Source organism: Paenibacillus senegalimassiliensis, assembly GCF_001486585.1.
GTDB classification, from domain to species: Bacteria; Bacillota; Bacilli; order Paenibacillales; family Paenibacillaceae; genus Fontibacillus; species Fontibacillus senegalimassiliensis.
This window is the reverse complement of the sequence record NZ_LN909044.1, coordinates 326,321-342,057: the sequence shown is the minus strand read 5'-3', so window position 1 is coordinate 342,057 and position 15,737 is coordinate 326,321. Positions and strand designations below refer to the sequence as shown.

The window sequence follows — 15,737 nt, the reverse complement described above, 5'->3', positions numbered from 1 at the left end:
GCATCTCTTGGTTTGAAGAGTCAGGGAGCTCGAGGGAGAAAACGAAATTGGGATCGGGTGAAGGGCGCCTGGATTCCCCGAGTGAGTACGATACCTCCCTTAGCACCATCTACGGTGGCAGTTCCTTCCTATTACGATATCAATACGGAGAATTCATTATGGTCTAACGTGCTTTCTCCTTTGCATAATTTGCTTGCTCCTCCCGGAATTCCTTGCCTGACGTGTGGAAAGATGATTTCTGACCGGGTTCGGGGTTATCCGGAGATTTGTCTTTCTTGCTATGGGTCTATTCCTTGGATTCAAAAACCTCGCTGTCTGAATTGCGGTCGTCATGTCGGTTGCCCAGATTGCACTCGCGAAACTCAAATGCCTCGTAGCTTTGTGATGAACCGGAGTGCTGTAGCCTATAATTCGGTCATGCGTGAATGGCTTAGTCAGTACAAATTTAAAGGAAATGAGTTGTACGGTACGGTGATGGCCCGGATGATTGGGCGAGCTTACCGGCTTATGGTTAAGGAACTGGAAGAGGCGGCGCAGGGCAGAAAAATTCGGTTTGACCTGGTCACCTGCGTGCCCGTTAGCAATGATCGGATGCAGGAGCGTGGATTCAATCAGACGGCCCGTTTGGCGTATGGGGTGGCCTCGCTCGGGAAAATTCCGATGATATCGCTTCTGGAGCGACCGCAGCATACGGAGAAACAAAGCTTCAAGAGTCGCTGGAAGCGACTGCGTGATATGCATCAGGCCTTTTGCCCATCTGCTCAAGCTCTGGAAAGGTTGATCCCTGTATTGGCTGAAGCGGATAGAAAGCGTCAAGGCTTCTCATTATTTACACGCCCTCCATTTACTCATAATGGTCCAGAAGATCCTTTTACGCGTCCTCTACTGGATTATCTTGCCCCTGTGCGTATTTTGCTGATTGACGATGTCTATACCACAGGCAGCACCATTGAAGCCGGTTCGCAGGCGCTTCATGAGCTATGCAACCAGTTGGGACGAGATGCGGAGATATATAGTTTAACTTGGGCAAGAGCCTAAATATTGCAATATTTTGCGTGGCGTTTACAAAATGATGGACGAACTCCTCCAAAATGAGTTAATCTAACATCAGGTGAAGTTTTCATTTTGATGGAGGGGACGAAGAGCATGGGGTTGAATCTTGGAAATTGTCCGCGTTGCGGAAAATTGTTCGCCAATAATTTCAGAGACATTTGTCCTGCCTGTATAAAGGAAATAGAGGAAGAATACGAGCGATGTTTAAAATATTTGCGTGAGGAGAAGACAGCCACGATTCAGGAAGTTCACGAGGCTACGGATGTCTCCATTAAGCAAATTACCAAGTTTATTAAAGAAGGTCGCATTTCCGTGGCCAACAATCCAAACATGATGTATCCTTGCGAGGTATGCGGTACGATGATTCGCGAAGGGAACATGTGTGACTCCTGCCGTTCCCGCTTGACTCGCGATTTGGCTGCTGCGGCCAATGAGGAAAAATTAAGGTCTAATGACAAGGAGGGAAGACAGGGAGGTAGTGGGGCGTACAATGCTATCGACAAATTTCGTAGTCCCTAACGACTAAATCTCTGAACTTCTGGCATAATAATGTGAAACATCCAATGCTTCGCTATTAAAAATGATTTGAAAGCCGCCGATAAACTTATTAAAGATTATCGGCTTTTTTATATGGAAAGAAAGGTGGAGCCCATGAAAATTAATGAAAGCGGACGGGTCGGAGCCATCAATAGTTATCAACGTCAAATCGAATCCCAACGTAATGATTCAAATAGCAAAGCACGCCGTAAGGATGAAGTATCTATATCTACAGAGGCCAAGGAATTGCTGAAGGCGCAGGAAGGGAGTCTATCCCCTGAACGTGCTGAGCGAATTGAGGAACTGAAGTCTCAAGTATCCGCGGGAACCTATCATGTGGATGCTGGCAAGATTGCCGACAAGTTGGCTCCTTATTTCAAGTCTTTTCTAAATGAGGGTTAGGGGGCACATATGTCAGTTCAATTATTGATTGACAGTTTAACTCAGTTGGATGCGGGCTATGTAGATTTGCTGCAGTTGATGGAAGAGAAGAAGCAAACCATCCTGAGTCGTAACTTTGACGAATTGGTTCGCATTCTAAATCGGGAATCTAAGTTGTTAAAGCAAATTGATGAGCAGGAACAACGATTGCTCGATGCTGCACAGCAGTTCTTGAAGGAGAAAGGCATCAAATCCCAGTTGGAGCTAACGGTTTCCGAAATTCTTCGTCTGGTATTTGATCCTGAGGAGAAGAGCCAATTGGAGCAAATCAGGCAGCAGCTTGGCCAGCGTTTGACCGAATTGAAGCGTGTTAATGAGCTGAATCAGGCTTTGATTCAACAGTCGCTATCCTTCATAGATTTTTCATTGAATTTGATGATTGGTAATGAAGAGGACGAAGTAACCTACTCTCCTCCAACAACTCAGGATAAGAAAGCGGCAAGCCGCAGAATGTTTGATACACGTGCATAGACCAAGAAGATACGAAACAAAGGAGCAATGAATATGACCTCCACTTTTCACGGCATAGAGACAAGTAAACGGGCGTTGTTTGTAAATACCGTGTCCATGCAAACGTTAGGGCACAATATCGCGAATGCCAACACAGAGGGATACTCCCGGCAGAGGGTTAACTTGACGGAAGCTAATCCGCTCTGGGCAATGGGGATGACGAAGAGCCAGCAACCGGGGCAATTGGGAACCGGGGTTGAGTATACCAGCATTACGCGAGTGCGGGATAATTTTCTGGATATTCAGTATCGGCGGGAGAATCAGTTGCTTGGTTCCTGGGAGGTTATGAATTCGACCATGACTGCAATTCAGAATATTCTGAATGAGCCTTCCGGCACTGGACTGAGCTCGGTCATGGATGACTTCTGGAATTCCTGGGAAACGTTAAATCGCGATCCTTCTTTGCTAAGTGCCCGGGTGGCTGTGGCAGGTGCAGCAAGCAATATGGTAGATACCTTGAAGCATATCAGCGAGGGTCTGGCTAACCTGTCGAGCGACGTAAACAACAATATTGATAAAAAAGTCATGGAAGCCAACAATATGCTGGATAATATTGCGAGATTAAATGTTCTGATTCGCGATAATGAAAGCTTTGGCGACAATGCTAATGACTATCGGGATCAGCGGGACCTGTTAATCGATAAGCTCTCTACTATCGTTGATGTGCAGTATGCCGAAGATGAGAACGGTATGGTGAACATAACCTCTGCTGGCGTGAACGTGTTAGCTGGCGATGTTGTTACTCCGCTAACGGCGGCTAATGCGGCCACGGCTACAGCAGGTCAGTTGGCGGGATATGTTCAATCCCTTCAAGAAACCGATCTGATTCGCAATCAGCTAAATGGTATGGTAAGCACATTAATTTCCGGTGATATTAAGGTCACTTTAAGTAACGGTTACGTGACTTCCAATGATATGGTAGCTCTAAATGATGTAACGGTGGATGGCATGGGCATGGTCCCTGCAGGGACCACCATTCCGGCAGGCTCCAAGATAACCTCTTCCATGGATGTTATGGTCAAAGGCTTTAACGGGCTTCATCAACTAGGATATACGCTCACCGAGCCGACCTCTTCCGGTATTCCTTTCTTTGTTTCTAGCGGTGGAACTTTTACGATCGATAATATCCAGGTTAATCCTGAAATATTAGCAGATACGAATAAAATAGCCGCTTCCTCTCAATATGAGGTGGTAGATGGGACAAACAAGGTAATTCGGGGGAATAGCGATATTGCTAATGCCATCGCAGGATTGAGAGATGCTATTTTTGCCTTCCCTGATTCTCTAACCTCCATGTCCCAAGGGACGACGGATGACTATTTTCGCGCACTGACCGCCGATCTGGGTATTCGGGCGAGCAACACGGAGCGTAACTATCAGAATGAGCAGACGATGACTGATAATCTTCAAATCCAGCGGCAATCGGTTAGTGGCGTTTCGATGGATGAAGAACTGGCGGATATGATTCGATTCCAGCAAGCTTATAATGCAGCGGCGCGTAATATGACTACAGTCGATGAAATGCTTGACCGGGTGATTAACCAAATGGGACGTGTCGGCTTGTAATTTTAATATATGGATAAGAGAAGGAGGTTTGGCAACATGCGCGTAACAGGAATGATGCAAAACATACAACTACTGAAAAACCTGCGCAATATCAACACATCGCTGACGACTGGTCAGCAGCAACTTGCCACAGGGCAGAAAATTAGCCGTCCCAGTGATGATCCGATTGGAACAGGCTATCAAATGCGTTACGATACGGACTTGGCTCGTAGTGATGAGTTTTTGACAAATGCTCAAACAGGTACGGAGATTTTGAAGACGATGGATTCTTTGCTACAACAAGCCTCGGATGTATTGAAGCGGGCAAGAACTCTGACCCTGCAAGCGGCCAACGGGACTTATGATGTGCAGCAACGTCAGACCATCTCAGCAGAAATTAAGCAATTGAAAGAGCAAATGGTCACCATCGGAAATAGTACGTATAATGGTCGGTATTTGTTTAACGGACAGAAGACAGACCAAGCACCATATACGTCAGCAGAAGCTGCAACAGAAACCACAGATCCGGGTTTGTTTTACCTGAACGTCAGTCCGGCGGTTAAGGTTCCTGTAAGCATAACGGGAGAAATTATTTTTGGTGAAGCCAATACGGATAATGCCTTTAAAGTGCTGGATGATTTGGCTACAGCTTTGGATGTAAATGATACAACAGAAATTACCGCTGCTCTTGGTAAAATTGATATTGCTGCAGATCGTTTATCGGTTAGCTGGGCCGAGATTGGAGCACGTACTAATCGCTTTGAGCTAATGGAGAATCGAATTGCTGACGACCAGGTTAGCTTGAAGGAAATGAGAGCCAATGTTGCCGATGTGGATGTACCTTCTGCAATTATTGAACTGAAATCGAAGGAGACGGTATTGCAAGCAGCTCTTTCAACCGGTGCGAGAATTATGCAAACCTCCCTTGTGGATTTTCTCAGATAGTAGGATAGGGGATAGAGTATATGGCTGGAATACAATCCATTTTGCCGCAGGATTGGGGAGACTATCGTCCCGCTGAGATTAATATTCGCCTTCGAAGCGCCGAGATGGAGACGGATTGGACTAGCGTATTTAACGATAGAGGACTTAAGCGTCCCATTACGCTGGCAAAGGAGCTTAAACAAGAAGCAGTGTTTAAGGTCATCGAAAATGTAGCGATTAAAGCTCAAGAAGGCGATCGTATGATGAATATTGCTGCTGGCGAAAAAAATGTGTTTGGCCGTATTGCGCATGAGCGGTATATGCGAAATGGTCAAAAGGAAATTACGGTGGAGGCGATTCCGCATCAAGGTGTCATTATTGATTTTCGTATCTATCCGCCAGAGATAGAGGTCGACCCGAAAGGAGCGCTTCCCAAATGAGAACGATAGAAAGCTCGGCTTACGGGACGATTGAGATTGAAGATCAACAAGTATATCATTTTGAGGCTGGTATTTTAGGCCTTCCAGATATTAGAGAATATGCATTGATCCCGATGCAAGATACAACATTTTATATTCTTCATTCCACTCAAACCGATATTAGCTTCGTATTGGTGCCAGCCAATCAGGCGGTACAAGATTACAGCTTTCAACTGAATACAGATATCGTTGAAATGCTTCATATCAGTAGTTCTGAAGATGTGGCGGTAATGCTCGTTGTGAACGTTACAGAGGACCAACTGTACGCCAATTTATTGGCCCCAGTCTTGTTTGCTCCGGAATCATTAGTAGGTTGCCAATATATTATTAAGGACCAGGAACTGCCGTTACGTCACCCGCTGCTTCGGAAGGAGGGCGACTAGGTGCTGGTACTCAGACGTAAAGTCGGAGAAGTCGTCATGATTGGCAATGACATTCAGGTTCAGGTCCTGGGTGTTGAGGGCGATCAGATCAAGCTGGGATTTCTCGCCCCTAAGGAAGTCCAGCTCTTACGCAAAGAGTTGTATGAAGGTGTGGTCGCCGAGAATATGGCGGCTAATGTCCCTGTACAAGGCTTGCAGCAAGAACAATTACTAAGTCTACTCAAGAAATTTAATAAATAAAAATCGGAGATCAGGTGGTGAGAAGATGAACATCAGTCGGATGGATTTTAACGCCTTTGAAAAGTTTATATCTACAGGAACAGCAGCCTTTAAGTTGGGCTCATCTGCTGGGATTCAAAGAGAAGAGGGCTTAGCGCCTCATAGCTCTGAGGACTACAAATCATTGACCAAGCAAGAGCAGGATAAAATGCAAGAGCAAATTAAGAAGTTGAATGAATCCATAGTTGCTTCGGGTAGAGAACTGCAATTTAAATACAACGAGGAAGTACAGCAGTTGTATGTGGAGATTATTGATTCCAAAACGAAAGAGGTTTTATCAAGCTTGCCGCCTGAGTTTCTGATCGATTTGTCCAAGAAGATGAAAGATATGATCGGTATGTTTTTTGACGAAAAACTGTAAACCATTTTAGAAGAAAGGGTGAGATCAATGTCTGTTAGTTTTTCAGGATTAGCTTCAGGATTTGACTCCGCTTCCTATATTGAAGCGATCATGGCCCAAGAGAAGCTGCCGTTAACCCGTCTGGAGACTAAGAAAGAAGTTACGGCTGCTTATCAAAACGTATTCAAATCCATTAATACAAAGCTGGCTACCCTAAGAGATGCGGCGACATCGTTAGCAGATTTGGATGGTTTTCAGAAGAGCAAGGCAAGCACTTCTGATGCGACCAAGTTATCCGTCGTTGCCGATAGTGCTGCACTCGCCGGCGATTACTCGGTTGTTATTAATTCACTAGCACAAAAGCAAGTCGTTGCGAGTGCGTCATTTAACTCGGAGGCCAAGTTTAGTGAGAGTGGCCTGCCTACTGAATTATCTATTAATGGAGAATCGATTGACCTCAGCGATCTGGATCTCGCAGATAAAACGGTGGGAGAAGCCCTGAATTTAATTGCCAATAAGATCAACAAGTTAGAAGATGGTACTGTGCAAGCCTCGGTTATTCAAACTAGCACAGGACAGAGATCGTTAGTATTAACGGCCAAGGAATATGGTGAGGCCAATCAAATTACATTTGAATCGGGTAATGCCTGGGATTTCACAGAGAAGCAGAAGGCTCAGGATGCTCACCTTGTTGTGAATGGCATGGATATTTACAGTTCAACCAATACTGTAAAAGATGCTATCCCGGGAGCCACCTTGACTCTAAGCAATACGGGAGTAGTCACCGTGAAGGTTGAGCAGGATGTAGATGCAATAACTTCCAAGGTGGAAGCCTTTGTCAACGCTTATAATGATATTATTAATACAATTAAAAATAATACACAAAAGTCTACCGAAAACTCGGATGGGAGCTTGTCCCTAACTTTGCAAGGCGATCCTATGCTTCGTTCATTACGTAATCAATTAGGCGATATGATGCAAAATCTGGTTGGTGATACGGCGGGGTTTAAATTGTTTTCAGACATTGGTCTTGAGGTCGATAAGGGAATTACTAGCGCTTCTCTTATGACAGGAACCATTACTTTTGACAAAGAACTGTTTAAGCAAAAAATGACGGAGAATCCGGCCTTGGTAGAAAAAATGTTTTCAAGTACGGCTGTTACCAATGAAGATGGAACTACAGAGGGCATCAATGGGATAGCCACCCTATTCAAGAATAGCATGAAAGAATGGACAGACAGTGTAGATGGAATCATTACTTCCAAAATTAAGGGGTATGACTCTGAAATCTCCTTCTTAAGCGAGCAAATTCAAAGTATGAATGATCGGCTGACTATTAAGGAAGCTGCACTGAAGAAGAAATTTGTTAATTTGGAAGTTGTGATGTCTCAATTGAATAGCCAAAGTGACTGGATTTCAAGTCAATTATCTGCCTTGACCAAGTCTGCATCAGATTAGTCATTAATTTAACCGGAGATGATCATATTGGCATCACCTAATATGGCAGGATATCAAGCCTACCAAAAAAACAAATATGAAACGGCTTCTCCGCACCGCCTCACTCTAATGCTGTATAATGGGGCGATTCAATTTGCTGGAAAGGCAAAGGAAGCTATACAACAAAATGATATAGCAGAAACGAATCGGTATGTGCAAAAAACACAAGACATTATTTATGAGTTGATTTCTTCTCTCAATACAAAAGAGGGGGGAGAGCTGGCCTTGAATCTGAAAAAATTATATTTCTATATTATTGATCTACTACTGGAGGCCAATATTAAAAAGGAAATCTCCCCGCTGGACGAAACTGTGGTCATGCTACAGGAATTGAAGTCTGCCTGGGAAGAAATCGGGAAGCGAGGTACTCTTGGCTCCCAAGGATAATCATAAACCTGCTGATTTTTTAGAAATGTATACGAATCTGCTGAGAATTTCGGATGCCCAGGTATCCTTGTTAACTTTGCTTGATGAGGAACCAGACCAAGGACTCGAAAGATTTTTGGAGTTGCAAGAGGAATGGATTTTGTGCTCCAGAGCAGTGAATGAGTCGAACGATCAACTGGAAGCAGTTTCTTCTACTTTGGACGGTGATCAGCAGCTAAGGGATATTCTCACCAAGCTTAGCAGTAATGTAGAGCATATTCAAAAGGCAATTAGGAACTTTATTCAGCATACAGGTGAAGATATTAAAAATGTAGGCGTTCAGCGCAAGGTGCTAAATGCCTATTACGGTGTAGAACGAAATGATCAGGTCCCTTTATATATGGATGAAAAAAAATAGTCTATTTTTCTTATGAAAAGTCTAAACATGCGGTCACTTCCATCCGATATATAAATTAGGCCACAAGGATGTAGCCAATATAAACCAAATCACGGAGGATGATAACGATGGGAATGTTTATTAACACTAACGTTGGCGCAATTAACGCTAACCGTAACCTGAACTTCAACAACACACAAATGAGTAAGACAATGGAAAAATTGTCTTCGGGCTACCGCATTAACCGCGCTGCTGACGATGCTGCAGGTTTGGCAATTTCCGAAAAAATGATTTACCAAATCAATGGCTTGAATCAAGCACAACGTAATGCTCAAGATGGTATCTCCCTCTTGCAAACAGCTGAAGGTGACTTGACTGAAGTTCATTCTATGCTGCAACGTATGAATACCTTGGCTAACCAATCTGCCAATGGTACTTATCAAGCAGAAGATCGTGCTAATTTGCAAGCTGAAGTGGATCAGCTAATTACAGAAATTGATAGAATCGTAACAGGTTCTAACTTTAACGGAGTATCTTTGCTTAATGCTGATGCGGCTGCAAATGGCGTTTCCTTCCAGATTGGTGTTACTGGAGAGACACAGGATACGTTGACTGTTACTCTTGCAGACAATTCTGCTGCTACTTTGCTTGGTGCTGCTACATTAGATATTTCTACAGATGCAGCCGCTGCTAAAAATGCTTTGGAGACTATTAAGACAGCAATTGAGACTGTTTCCACTAACCGCGCTGAGCTGGGTGCTTACCAAAACCGTTTAGAGCATACTATTAACAGCTTGGGTGTAACTTCTGAAAACCTGTCTGCTGCTAACTCCCGTATTAAGGATGCTGACATGGCTACTGAAATGACAACATTTACAAAGAACCAAATCTTGGTTCAAGCTGGTACAGCCATGCTGGCACAAGCTAACTCTGCTCCACAATCTGTGTTGAAACTGTTGGGATAATATATACTCAGCTTTCACACATCATAGGCTATTCTGGGCTATCCATTGGATGGTCCAGAATAGCTTTTTTACTATTTACAATAATTTATTAAACGGTGAGGGAAATAAATTATTTTTTTGTTTCAAGAGGTAACTAATAGGTTAATATTTATATAGGCTTAGTCATTATAAACAATACAATTTATTTACAGTAAAACCTTTTCTTTGGTAATTGACACGAGACAAGCTTGGGTGGTATATTCAGAAATGTGAGCTTGGTTACAGGATCACACTCTTATTTGATAATGAAGGGAATGTTAGTGCATGCAAGGTAAAGTAAAATGGTTTAACGCAGAGAAGGGTTATGGCTTCATCGAAACTGAAGAAGGCGGCGACGTATTCGTTCATTTCTCCGCAATTCAATCCGAAGGCTTCAAGACTTTGGAGGAAGGTCAATCCGTTGAGTTTGAAATCGTGGAAGGCGCTCGCGGACCGCAAGCAGCTAACGTAATCAAACTGTAATCATCCCGGCATAGCCGACCTACATATGAACGGTACGATGGTTAACAATTGAAGATTCGCTAGCACACACCCTGGGGTAACCCAGGGTTTTCTTATGTTGTTTACTTCTTATGTCGTTAGCGGATGTTCACTGAAATGAGGGGAACGCTTTGCACAAAATTAAGTTTTTGCTCCGCTTCCTGCCAGCGCTGGCGCTGATGCTTGTCCTGTTCCTGTTCTCTTCACAGTCTTATCAGGAGCAGACCCTGGTGTCTGATATTGAGAAGACTACGTCAGAGCAATCTATCTCTGATTTCTTTGGTGGGATTAGCTTCAGTTATGGTGGCCGACAAATCAGCGTAGAGAGTGTAGGGGGCGCTAGTTTTATTGAATTTCTTATTCGCAAGGCTGCACATTTTGGCAGTTATGCTCTCTTAGCTATGCTGCTAGTCTATGCGTTAGGTGGAAGAGAGCGAGGCATGGGCCGCAGACGTTACGTGTACGCTTGGGGGATAGCGCTTCTATATGCTTGCAGCGATGAACTGCATCAGAGCTTCACACCAGGGCGAACCGCTATGGTCCAAGATGTCATCCTGGATGGAATAGGCGCGGCTTTTGGGGTAACAATAGTCGCTATCTGGCTAAGAAGAGACAAGATGAAACTAAAGTAATCATCAACAATCTAACTGAGTTAATTAGATGAATTTAAAATATACCAATAAATAGTAGATTGGGGTATAATATTTATTGCATTCCAATTTTACTCAATAAAATTTAGACAAGGAGGTTATAAATAGATAATGAAATAATTTAATAGGTTATAAAAATTTAGTGTTAGGAGGATGAGGTTTTGAAAAAAATCACTTTGATCTCTATCGCGTTGGTTTTAGTAATTAGTTTGAATTTTGTGGGCCAGGTCTCAGCACAAGGGGATTATCCTTTTATTATATTTGGTGGTAGTAACAGTAATAATGGAATAAATAAAAGTGGAAATTTGACAGATGAGTTTGAAGATTTAGTTTTTCCTTCTAGTATGTATAATTATAATTACTTATATTCTGGGTCTACTTTTTCAGGGCTTAATACTTACTTCACAGCCTATATTCATGATGAATCTACATCTGTTGTGAATTATGCGGGGAAAATTCTTAAATCTACTGATGGAATAAATTATATAGAGGTTGGGGGTAATGTTGAACCATTAGTATCAATAATGTCTGATAATAACGGAACACTGGTAGCTGCTGGGGGAAAGGTATACCCAGGGACAAATAGATATTATTCGGTAATAATGACTTCTAAGGATGATGGCCAAACATTTACTACAACTCATTCCTCAAGTCTAGATGTGACTAACATTAGTGAAAATCCATTGTTGTTTGGTGGATCAATTACAAAAGTTTTTTATTTGAATAATACCTTTTTTACTATTGGTAATGCAGGAACAAATCTTTATATGTTAAAATCAGAGGATGGAGTTAACTGGGAACAAGTCGGAAGTGCGAAGTTTGGATTTATTAGTGGAATTAGGGATATAAGTCCAGTTGGGATGGAATATAGTAACGGTATATATGTAATAGCTCTAACTGATGGACGAGAGGGGTATTCTTGGGAATGGATTGCCACATCAAATGATGGGTTGAATTGGAGTAATGTAAAGCTGCCGATTTCAACAACGTATGACTATTTTACTTCTCTTGTATTAGTGGAAGGTGAATTCGTTGTCTTTGGAAATAAATGGTTTGATAATGCGGGTTTTGTTATAAAATCTACAGATGGTACGACTTGGAGTAATCAAGAACCTACTAACAAGAGAGTTTCAAATGTTAAATATGACGCAAATACAAATCTGTTTGTTGGCTCATATAATAACGCATTACTTTATTCTTTAGATGGTTTGATATGGAATACGCTCAAGAATTTTAATGGAATTATACAAACTTTGTCCATGAGTAAATAAAGCAGGATGTAAAAGGGCCGAATTTATTATTGATAGAAATCGAGTCTCCGCCTACCGTGCAAGCACTGAATTAATAAACGGCAAGGGAGAATTTACGAACCGCTAACACTTTTTACTTTGGCTTTACACCGTGTTATAATGAAGGTGCAAAGCAAAGGAGGAGTGCCCAATGAATTTTAGTATTCGTGGACAGCAGATTGAAGTGACTGAGGCCTTGCGTGACTACGTAGACAAGAAGCTCAGCCGGCTTGACAAGTACTTTGATGCACCCCCCAACTCTGACGGTACAGTAACCTTAAGCGTAGTTCGAGGCCTGCACGCGGTTGAGGTAACCATCCCTTTAACGGGCGTAGTGCTTCGTGCGGAGGACCGTAGCGATGATATGTACGCTTCCATTGATGCGGTTGTGGACAAGCTGGAACGTCAGATACGCAAGCACAAGACGAAGATTAACCGTAAGCTTCGCCAACGAGGCGCGAAGGACGTTTTGTTCGCAGAAGGTCAGGCTAACGGCGCTGTCGCTGTAGAAGAGAGCGATGATGAACTTGAAGTTGTTCGCACCAAGCGCTTCATTATGAAGCCGATGGATGTGGAGGAAGCCATTTTGCAAATGAACATGGTAGGACATAACTTTTATGTCTTCTCCAACATCGATACCAAGGATGTCAGTGTAGTATATAAACGAGATGACGGCAAATATGGCTTGATCGAGCAAGACTAAACGGCATTTTCGTTTCAAATTCAACGTTTGGTAGTACAGGTGGTAATTCCTGTGAGCTACAACGTAAATGAAACGAGCCTTATCCGCCCGCGGATAAGGCTCTTTATTCGTATACAAAGTCGCTTTAACGTGGTAGAGACGTGATAGAGCGTGTTGCGGCATGTCCTGCAAACTGTTACAATTTAGGCAAATCATCTGTTTATGCGTGAAAGGGGTAAACCATGCTGGGATTAGTAAAGAAAATCTTTGGCGACACGAACGAGCGTGATGTCAAACGTCTGATGAAGACGGTAGATTATATTAACTCACTAGAGCCGCAATTCGAGGCACTTTCGGACGAGCAACTGAAAGCCAAAACCGTGGAATTTCGGGAAAGAGTCGAAAAGGGAGAAACATTAGAAGAACTGCTACCCGAGGCATTTGCCACGGTAAGAGAAGCCTCTAAGAGAACGCTGAGTATGCGTCATTTCGACGTGCAATTAGTCGGGGGTATGGCCTTGCATGAAGGACGTATTGCCGAGATGAAAACCGGTGAAGGGAAAACATTGGTCGGAACCCTCCCGGTTTATTTGAATGCGCTCTTGGGTAAAGGCGTTCACGTCGTTACCGTCAATGATTATTTGGCACAACGCGACAGCGAGCAGATGGGCCAGATTTATAACTTTCTCGGCATGACGGTTGGAGTTAACCTGAACGGCATGGAGCATGAAGACAAGCAAGAGGCTTATGCTTGCGATATTACGTATGGTACGAATAACGAATTCGGGTTTGATTACCTGCGCGATAATATGGTGCTTTATAAGGAACAGATGGTACAGCGGCCACTTTATTTCTGTATCATTGACGAAGTGGACTCCATTCTCATTGATGAGGCGCGGACGCCACTGATTATTTCCGGGCAAGCACAGAAGTCAACCCAGTTGTATTATGCTGCGGACCGTTTTGTTAAGCAATTGACAGCGGAAGAGGACTTCACTGTAGATATTAAAGTCAAAGCCGTATCGCTGACCGAAAAAGGGGTCGCCAAAGCGGAACGTGCTTTCGGCATCGATAACTTATATGATCATAAGCATGTAACACTCAATCACCACGTAGTCCAAGCGCTCAAGGCGAACGTCATTATGCGTCGGGATGTTGACTATGTCGTAACTGATGACGAGGTTATGATCGTTGATGAATTTACGGGCCGTTTGATGGCGGGCCGTCGATATAGCGACGGATTGCATCAGGCGATCGAAGCCAAGGAAGGCATTGAGGTTCAAAATGAGAGCATGACACTGGCAACGATTACGTTCCAGAACTACTTCCGGATGTATCGCAAGCTGGCCGGGATGACCGGTACGGCGAAGACAGAGGAAGAAGAGTTTAAGAAAATTTATGGCTTGGAAGTATTGCAGGTTCCAACCAACCGTCCTAATCAACGTGCTGATATGGCGGATGTCGTTTACAAGAGTGTTGAGGGCAAATTCAGAGCCGTTGTCGAAGAAATCGTCAAGCGGCATAAGAACAATCAACCGGTCCTGGTGGGTACCATTTCCATTGAGAACTCTGAGCTAGTAGCGGAAATGCTGAAGCGCAAGGGCGTGCCGCATAAAGTGCTCAACGCGAAATACCACGCGGAAGAAGCTGAGATCATTTCTCGTGCGGGTGAGCCAGGGGCTGTGACTATCGCCACTAATATGGCGGGTCGTGGTACTGACATTTTGCTTGGCGATGGTGTATCCTCTTTGGGTGGTCTGCATATTATTGGTACAGAACGCCATGAATCACGGCGGATCGATAACCAGTTGCGTGGTCGTGCTGGTCGTCAAGGGGACCCGGGTTCTACCCAGTTCTATCTGTCGCTAGGCGATGAATTAATGAAGCGTTTTGGTGCAGATAACGTGATGGGCATGATGGAGCGTCTTGGCTTTGATGAGGATCAGCCGATTGAGAGCAAGATGATCACCCGTGCTATTGAATCTGCTCAGAAACGGGTTGAAGGTAATAACTTCGATCTCCGGAAAGTCGTATTGCAATATGACGATGTGATGAACCAACAGCGGGAGATTATCTACAAACAACGTCGCGAATTATTGGAATCTGAAAATATCAAGCAAATTATCATCGATATGATCAAGCCGGTTATTGAGCGGGTAGTTGAAGCTCACACCGCGGATGAGTTGCCGGAGAACTGGGAGCTGCAGGATGTTGCTGAATACATCAACACCAAGCTGCTGGACGAAGGTGCAATCACGAAGGACGACCTGTGGGGTAAAGAGCCTGCCGACATGGTGGAATTCATCTTTAATCGTGTCATGACCAAATATGATACGCGTGAAGAAGCGATTGGACCGGAAATGGTGCGTGAGTTCGAGAAAGTTATCGCTTTGCGGGCTGTAGATAGCAAATGGATGGACCACATCGATGCTATGGACCAACTGCGTCAAGGGATTCACTTGCGGGCTTACGGCGGAACCGATCCGCTGCGTGAATACCAATTCGAAGGTTATGAAATGTTTAACAACATGGTTGCCAGCATCCAAGAGGAAGTTGCCACATATATTATGAAAGCTCAAGTCGAAACGAACCAGGAGCGCCAAGCAGTGGTGGACGAAGATAAAATCTCTACCAGTGGCGAGCCAGCCGAGAAACGCCCTGTCAAACGCGGCGACCAAATCGGACGCAACGACCTGTGCCCATGTGGTAGCGGGAAGAAATACAAGCATTGCCACGGCCAGAACGCTTAGCATTATGCTCAGCTAGTAGGCCAGGGAGAGGCGGGGGATTCAAGGATTTCCTTGGATCGCCCGTTTTTGCCCGTAAAGAACAAATGAAATTAATTTAAAATGTATGTTCAAAAGTCAGGTTTTCAGCACCA

19 protein-coding genes are annotated in these 15,737 nt (G+C 43.9%); all 19 read left to right on the top strand.

The genetic code is table 11. The features are described 5' to 3' along the window. The first annotated feature begins 384 nt into the window (after positions 1 to 384). The 19 genes from BN3279_RS07305 (at position 385) to secA (ending at position 15,606) form a co-directional block, all read left to right on the top strand. Positions 385 to 1,038, top strand: coding sequence for a ComF family protein (locus BN3279_RS07305; RefSeq protein WP_232436778.1), 654 nt, complete (start codon positions 385 to 387; stop codon positions 1,036 to 1,038). 114 nt (positions 1,039 to 1,152) lie between these two features. After that, entirely contained in the window at positions 1,153 to 1,572 is a 420-nt protein-coding gene (locus BN3279_RS07300; RefSeq protein ID WP_059050478.1) for a TIGR03826 family flagellar region protein, read from the top strand. A gap of 132 nt (positions 1,573 to 1,704) precedes the next feature. Next, positions 1,705 to 1,992 carry a flagellar biosynthesis anti-sigma factor FlgM gene (flgM, locus tag BN3279_RS07295; protein WP_059049980.1) on the top strand — a complete coding sequence of 96 codons (288 nt, stop codon included), beginning with the start codon at positions 1,705 to 1,707 and terminating at the stop codon, positions 1,990 to 1,992. A gap of 9 nt (positions 1,993 to 2,001) precedes the next feature. Beyond that, positions 2,002 to 2,502: a flagellar protein FlgN gene (locus tag BN3279_RS07290; protein WP_059049979.1), complete on the top strand. Its 501-nt coding sequence runs from the start codon at positions 2,002 to 2,004 to the stop codon at positions 2,500 to 2,502. Positions 2,503 to 2,535: 33 nt separating this feature from the next. Further along, positions 2,536 to 4,107 (top strand): flagellar hook-associated protein FlgK, encoded by a 1,572-nt coding sequence (gene flgK, locus BN3279_RS07285; protein WP_059049978.1) that lies wholly within the window; start codon positions 2,536 to 2,538, stop codon positions 4,105 to 4,107. A gap of 36 nt (positions 4,108 to 4,143) precedes the next feature. After that, positions 4,144 to 5,031, top strand: coding sequence for a flagellar hook-associated protein FlgL (flgL, locus tag BN3279_RS07280; protein ID WP_059049977.1), 888 nt, complete (start codon positions 4,144 to 4,146; stop codon positions 5,029 to 5,031). A 20-nt stretch (positions 5,032 to 5,051) separates the two neighbouring features. Continuing rightward, positions 5,052 to 5,450, top strand: coding sequence for a DUF6470 family protein (locus BN3279_RS07275; RefSeq protein ID WP_059049976.1), 399 nt, complete (start codon positions 5,052 to 5,054; stop codon positions 5,448 to 5,450). Then, positions 5,447 to 5,872 carry a flagellar assembly protein FliW gene (gene fliW, locus BN3279_RS07270; RefSeq protein ID WP_059049975.1) on the top strand — a complete coding sequence of 142 codons (426 nt, stop codon included), beginning with the start codon at positions 5,447 to 5,449 and terminating at the stop codon, positions 5,870 to 5,872. Before BN3279_RS07275 ends, fliW begins: the two co-directional genes overlap by 4 nt. Next, on the top strand, positions 5,873 to 6,112 hold the full coding sequence (gene csrA / locus BN3279_RS07265) for a carbon storage regulator CsrA (protein WP_059049974.1): 240 nt from the start codon (positions 5,873 to 5,875) through the stop codon (positions 6,110 to 6,112). A 25-nt stretch (positions 6,113 to 6,137) separates the two neighbouring features. Next, positions 6,138 to 6,512 (top strand): flagellar protein FlaG, encoded by a 375-nt coding sequence (locus BN3279_RS07260; RefSeq protein ID WP_059049973.1) that lies wholly within the window; start codon positions 6,138 to 6,140, stop codon positions 6,510 to 6,512. A gap of 27 nt (positions 6,513 to 6,539) precedes the next feature. Continuing rightward, positions 6,540 to 7,949, top strand: a complete 1,410-nt coding sequence (fliD, locus tag BN3279_RS07255) for a flagellar filament capping protein FliD (protein WP_059049972.1) — start codon at positions 6,540 to 6,542, stop codon at positions 7,947 to 7,949. Positions 7,950 to 7,991: 42 nt separating this feature from the next. Next, complete coding sequence (fliS, locus tag BN3279_RS07250; RefSeq protein WP_059050477.1) at positions 7,992 to 8,375, top strand: flagellar export chaperone FliS; 384 nt, start codon at positions 7,992 to 7,994, stop codon at positions 8,373 to 8,375. Continuing rightward, positions 8,359 to 8,772 (top strand): hypothetical protein, encoded by a 414-nt coding sequence (locus tag BN3279_RS07245; RefSeq protein WP_059049971.1) that lies wholly within the window; start codon positions 8,359 to 8,361, stop codon positions 8,770 to 8,772. The genes fliS and BN3279_RS07245 overlap by 17 nt, the downstream gene beginning before the upstream one ends. 107 nt (positions 8,773 to 8,879) lie before the next feature. Next, positions 8,880 to 9,716, top strand: coding sequence for a flagellin N-terminal helical domain-containing protein (locus tag BN3279_RS07240; RefSeq protein WP_059049970.1), 837 nt, complete (start codon positions 8,880 to 8,882; stop codon positions 9,714 to 9,716). A 303-nt stretch (positions 9,717 to 10,019) separates the two neighbouring features. Next, complete coding sequence (locus BN3279_RS07235; protein WP_007132290.1) at positions 10,020 to 10,217, top strand: cold-shock protein; 198 nt, start codon at positions 10,020 to 10,022, stop codon at positions 10,215 to 10,217. Positions 10,218 to 10,366: 149 nt separating this feature from the next. Further along, positions 10,367 to 10,867: a VanZ family protein gene (locus BN3279_RS07230; protein ID WP_059049969.1), complete on the top strand. Its 501-nt coding sequence runs from the start codon at positions 10,367 to 10,369 to the stop codon at positions 10,865 to 10,867. Between the two features lie 179 nt (positions 10,868 to 11,046). Continuing rightward, positions 11,047 to 12,156 carry a WD40/YVTN/BNR-like repeat-containing protein gene (locus tag BN3279_RS07225; protein ID WP_059049968.1) on the top strand — a complete coding sequence of 370 codons (1,110 nt, stop codon included), beginning with the start codon at positions 11,047 to 11,049 and terminating at the stop codon, positions 12,154 to 12,156. Positions 12,157 to 12,325: 169 nt separating this feature from the next. Next, entirely contained in the window at positions 12,326 to 12,877 is a 552-nt protein-coding gene (hpf, locus tag BN3279_RS07220; RefSeq protein ID WP_059049967.1) for a ribosome hibernation-promoting factor, HPF/YfiA family, read from the top strand. A 221-nt stretch (positions 12,878 to 13,098) separates the two neighbouring features. After that, a complete protein-coding gene (gene secA / locus BN3279_RS07215; RefSeq protein WP_059049966.1) occupies positions 13,099 to 15,606 on the top strand; it encodes a preprotein translocase subunit SecA in 2,508 nt (835 codons plus the stop codon). Positions 15,607 to 15,737: the final 131 nt, after the last annotated feature.

What these genes read in the sequence shown, in the direction of transcription:
- BN3279_RS07305 (WP_232436778.1), top strand. Translation starts at nt 385, where the DNA reads ATGAACCGGAGTGCTGTAGCCTATAATTCGGTCATGCGTGAATGGCTT.
- flgM (WP_059049980.1), top strand. Translation starts at nt 1,705, where the DNA reads ATGAAAATTAATGAAAGCGGACGGGTCGGAGCCATCAATAGTTATCAA.
- BN3279_RS07290 (WP_059049979.1), top strand. Translation starts at nt 2,002, where the DNA reads ATGTCAGTTCAATTATTGATTGACAGTTTAACTCAGTTGGATGCGGGC.
- flgK (WP_059049978.1), top strand. Translation starts at nt 2,536, where the DNA reads ATGACCTCCACTTTTCACGGCATAGAGACAAGTAAACGGGCGTTGTTT.
- flgL (WP_059049977.1), top strand. Translation starts at nt 4,144, where the DNA reads ATGCGCGTAACAGGAATGATGCAAAACATACAACTACTGAAAAACCTG.
- BN3279_RS07275 (WP_059049976.1), top strand. Translation starts at nt 5,052, where the DNA reads ATGGCTGGAATACAATCCATTTTGCCGCAGGATTGGGGAGACTATCGT.
- fliW (WP_059049975.1), top strand. Translation starts at nt 5,447, where the DNA reads ATGAGAACGATAGAAAGCTCGGCTTACGGGACGATTGAGATTGAAGAT.
- BN3279_RS07260 (WP_059049973.1), top strand. Translation starts at nt 6,138, where the DNA reads ATGAACATCAGTCGGATGGATTTTAACGCCTTTGAAAAGTTTATATCT.
- fliD (WP_059049972.1), top strand. Translation starts at nt 6,540, where the DNA reads ATGTCTGTTAGTTTTTCAGGATTAGCTTCAGGATTTGACTCCGCTTCC.
- fliS (WP_059050477.1), top strand. Translation starts at nt 7,992, where the DNA reads ATGGCAGGATATCAAGCCTACCAAAAAAACAAATATGAAACGGCTTCT.
- BN3279_RS07240 (WP_059049970.1), top strand. Translation starts at nt 8,880, where the DNA reads ATGGGAATGTTTATTAACACTAACGTTGGCGCAATTAACGCTAACCGT.
- BN3279_RS07235 (WP_007132290.1), top strand. Translation starts at nt 10,020, where the DNA reads ATGCAAGGTAAAGTAAAATGGTTTAACGCAGAGAAGGGTTATGGCTTC.
- hpf (WP_059049967.1), top strand. Translation starts at nt 12,326, where the DNA reads ATGAATTTTAGTATTCGTGGACAGCAGATTGAAGTGACTGAGGCCTTG.
- secA (WP_059049966.1), top strand. Translation starts at nt 13,099, where the DNA reads ATGCTGGGATTAGTAAAGAAAATCTTTGGCGACACGAACGAGCGTGAT.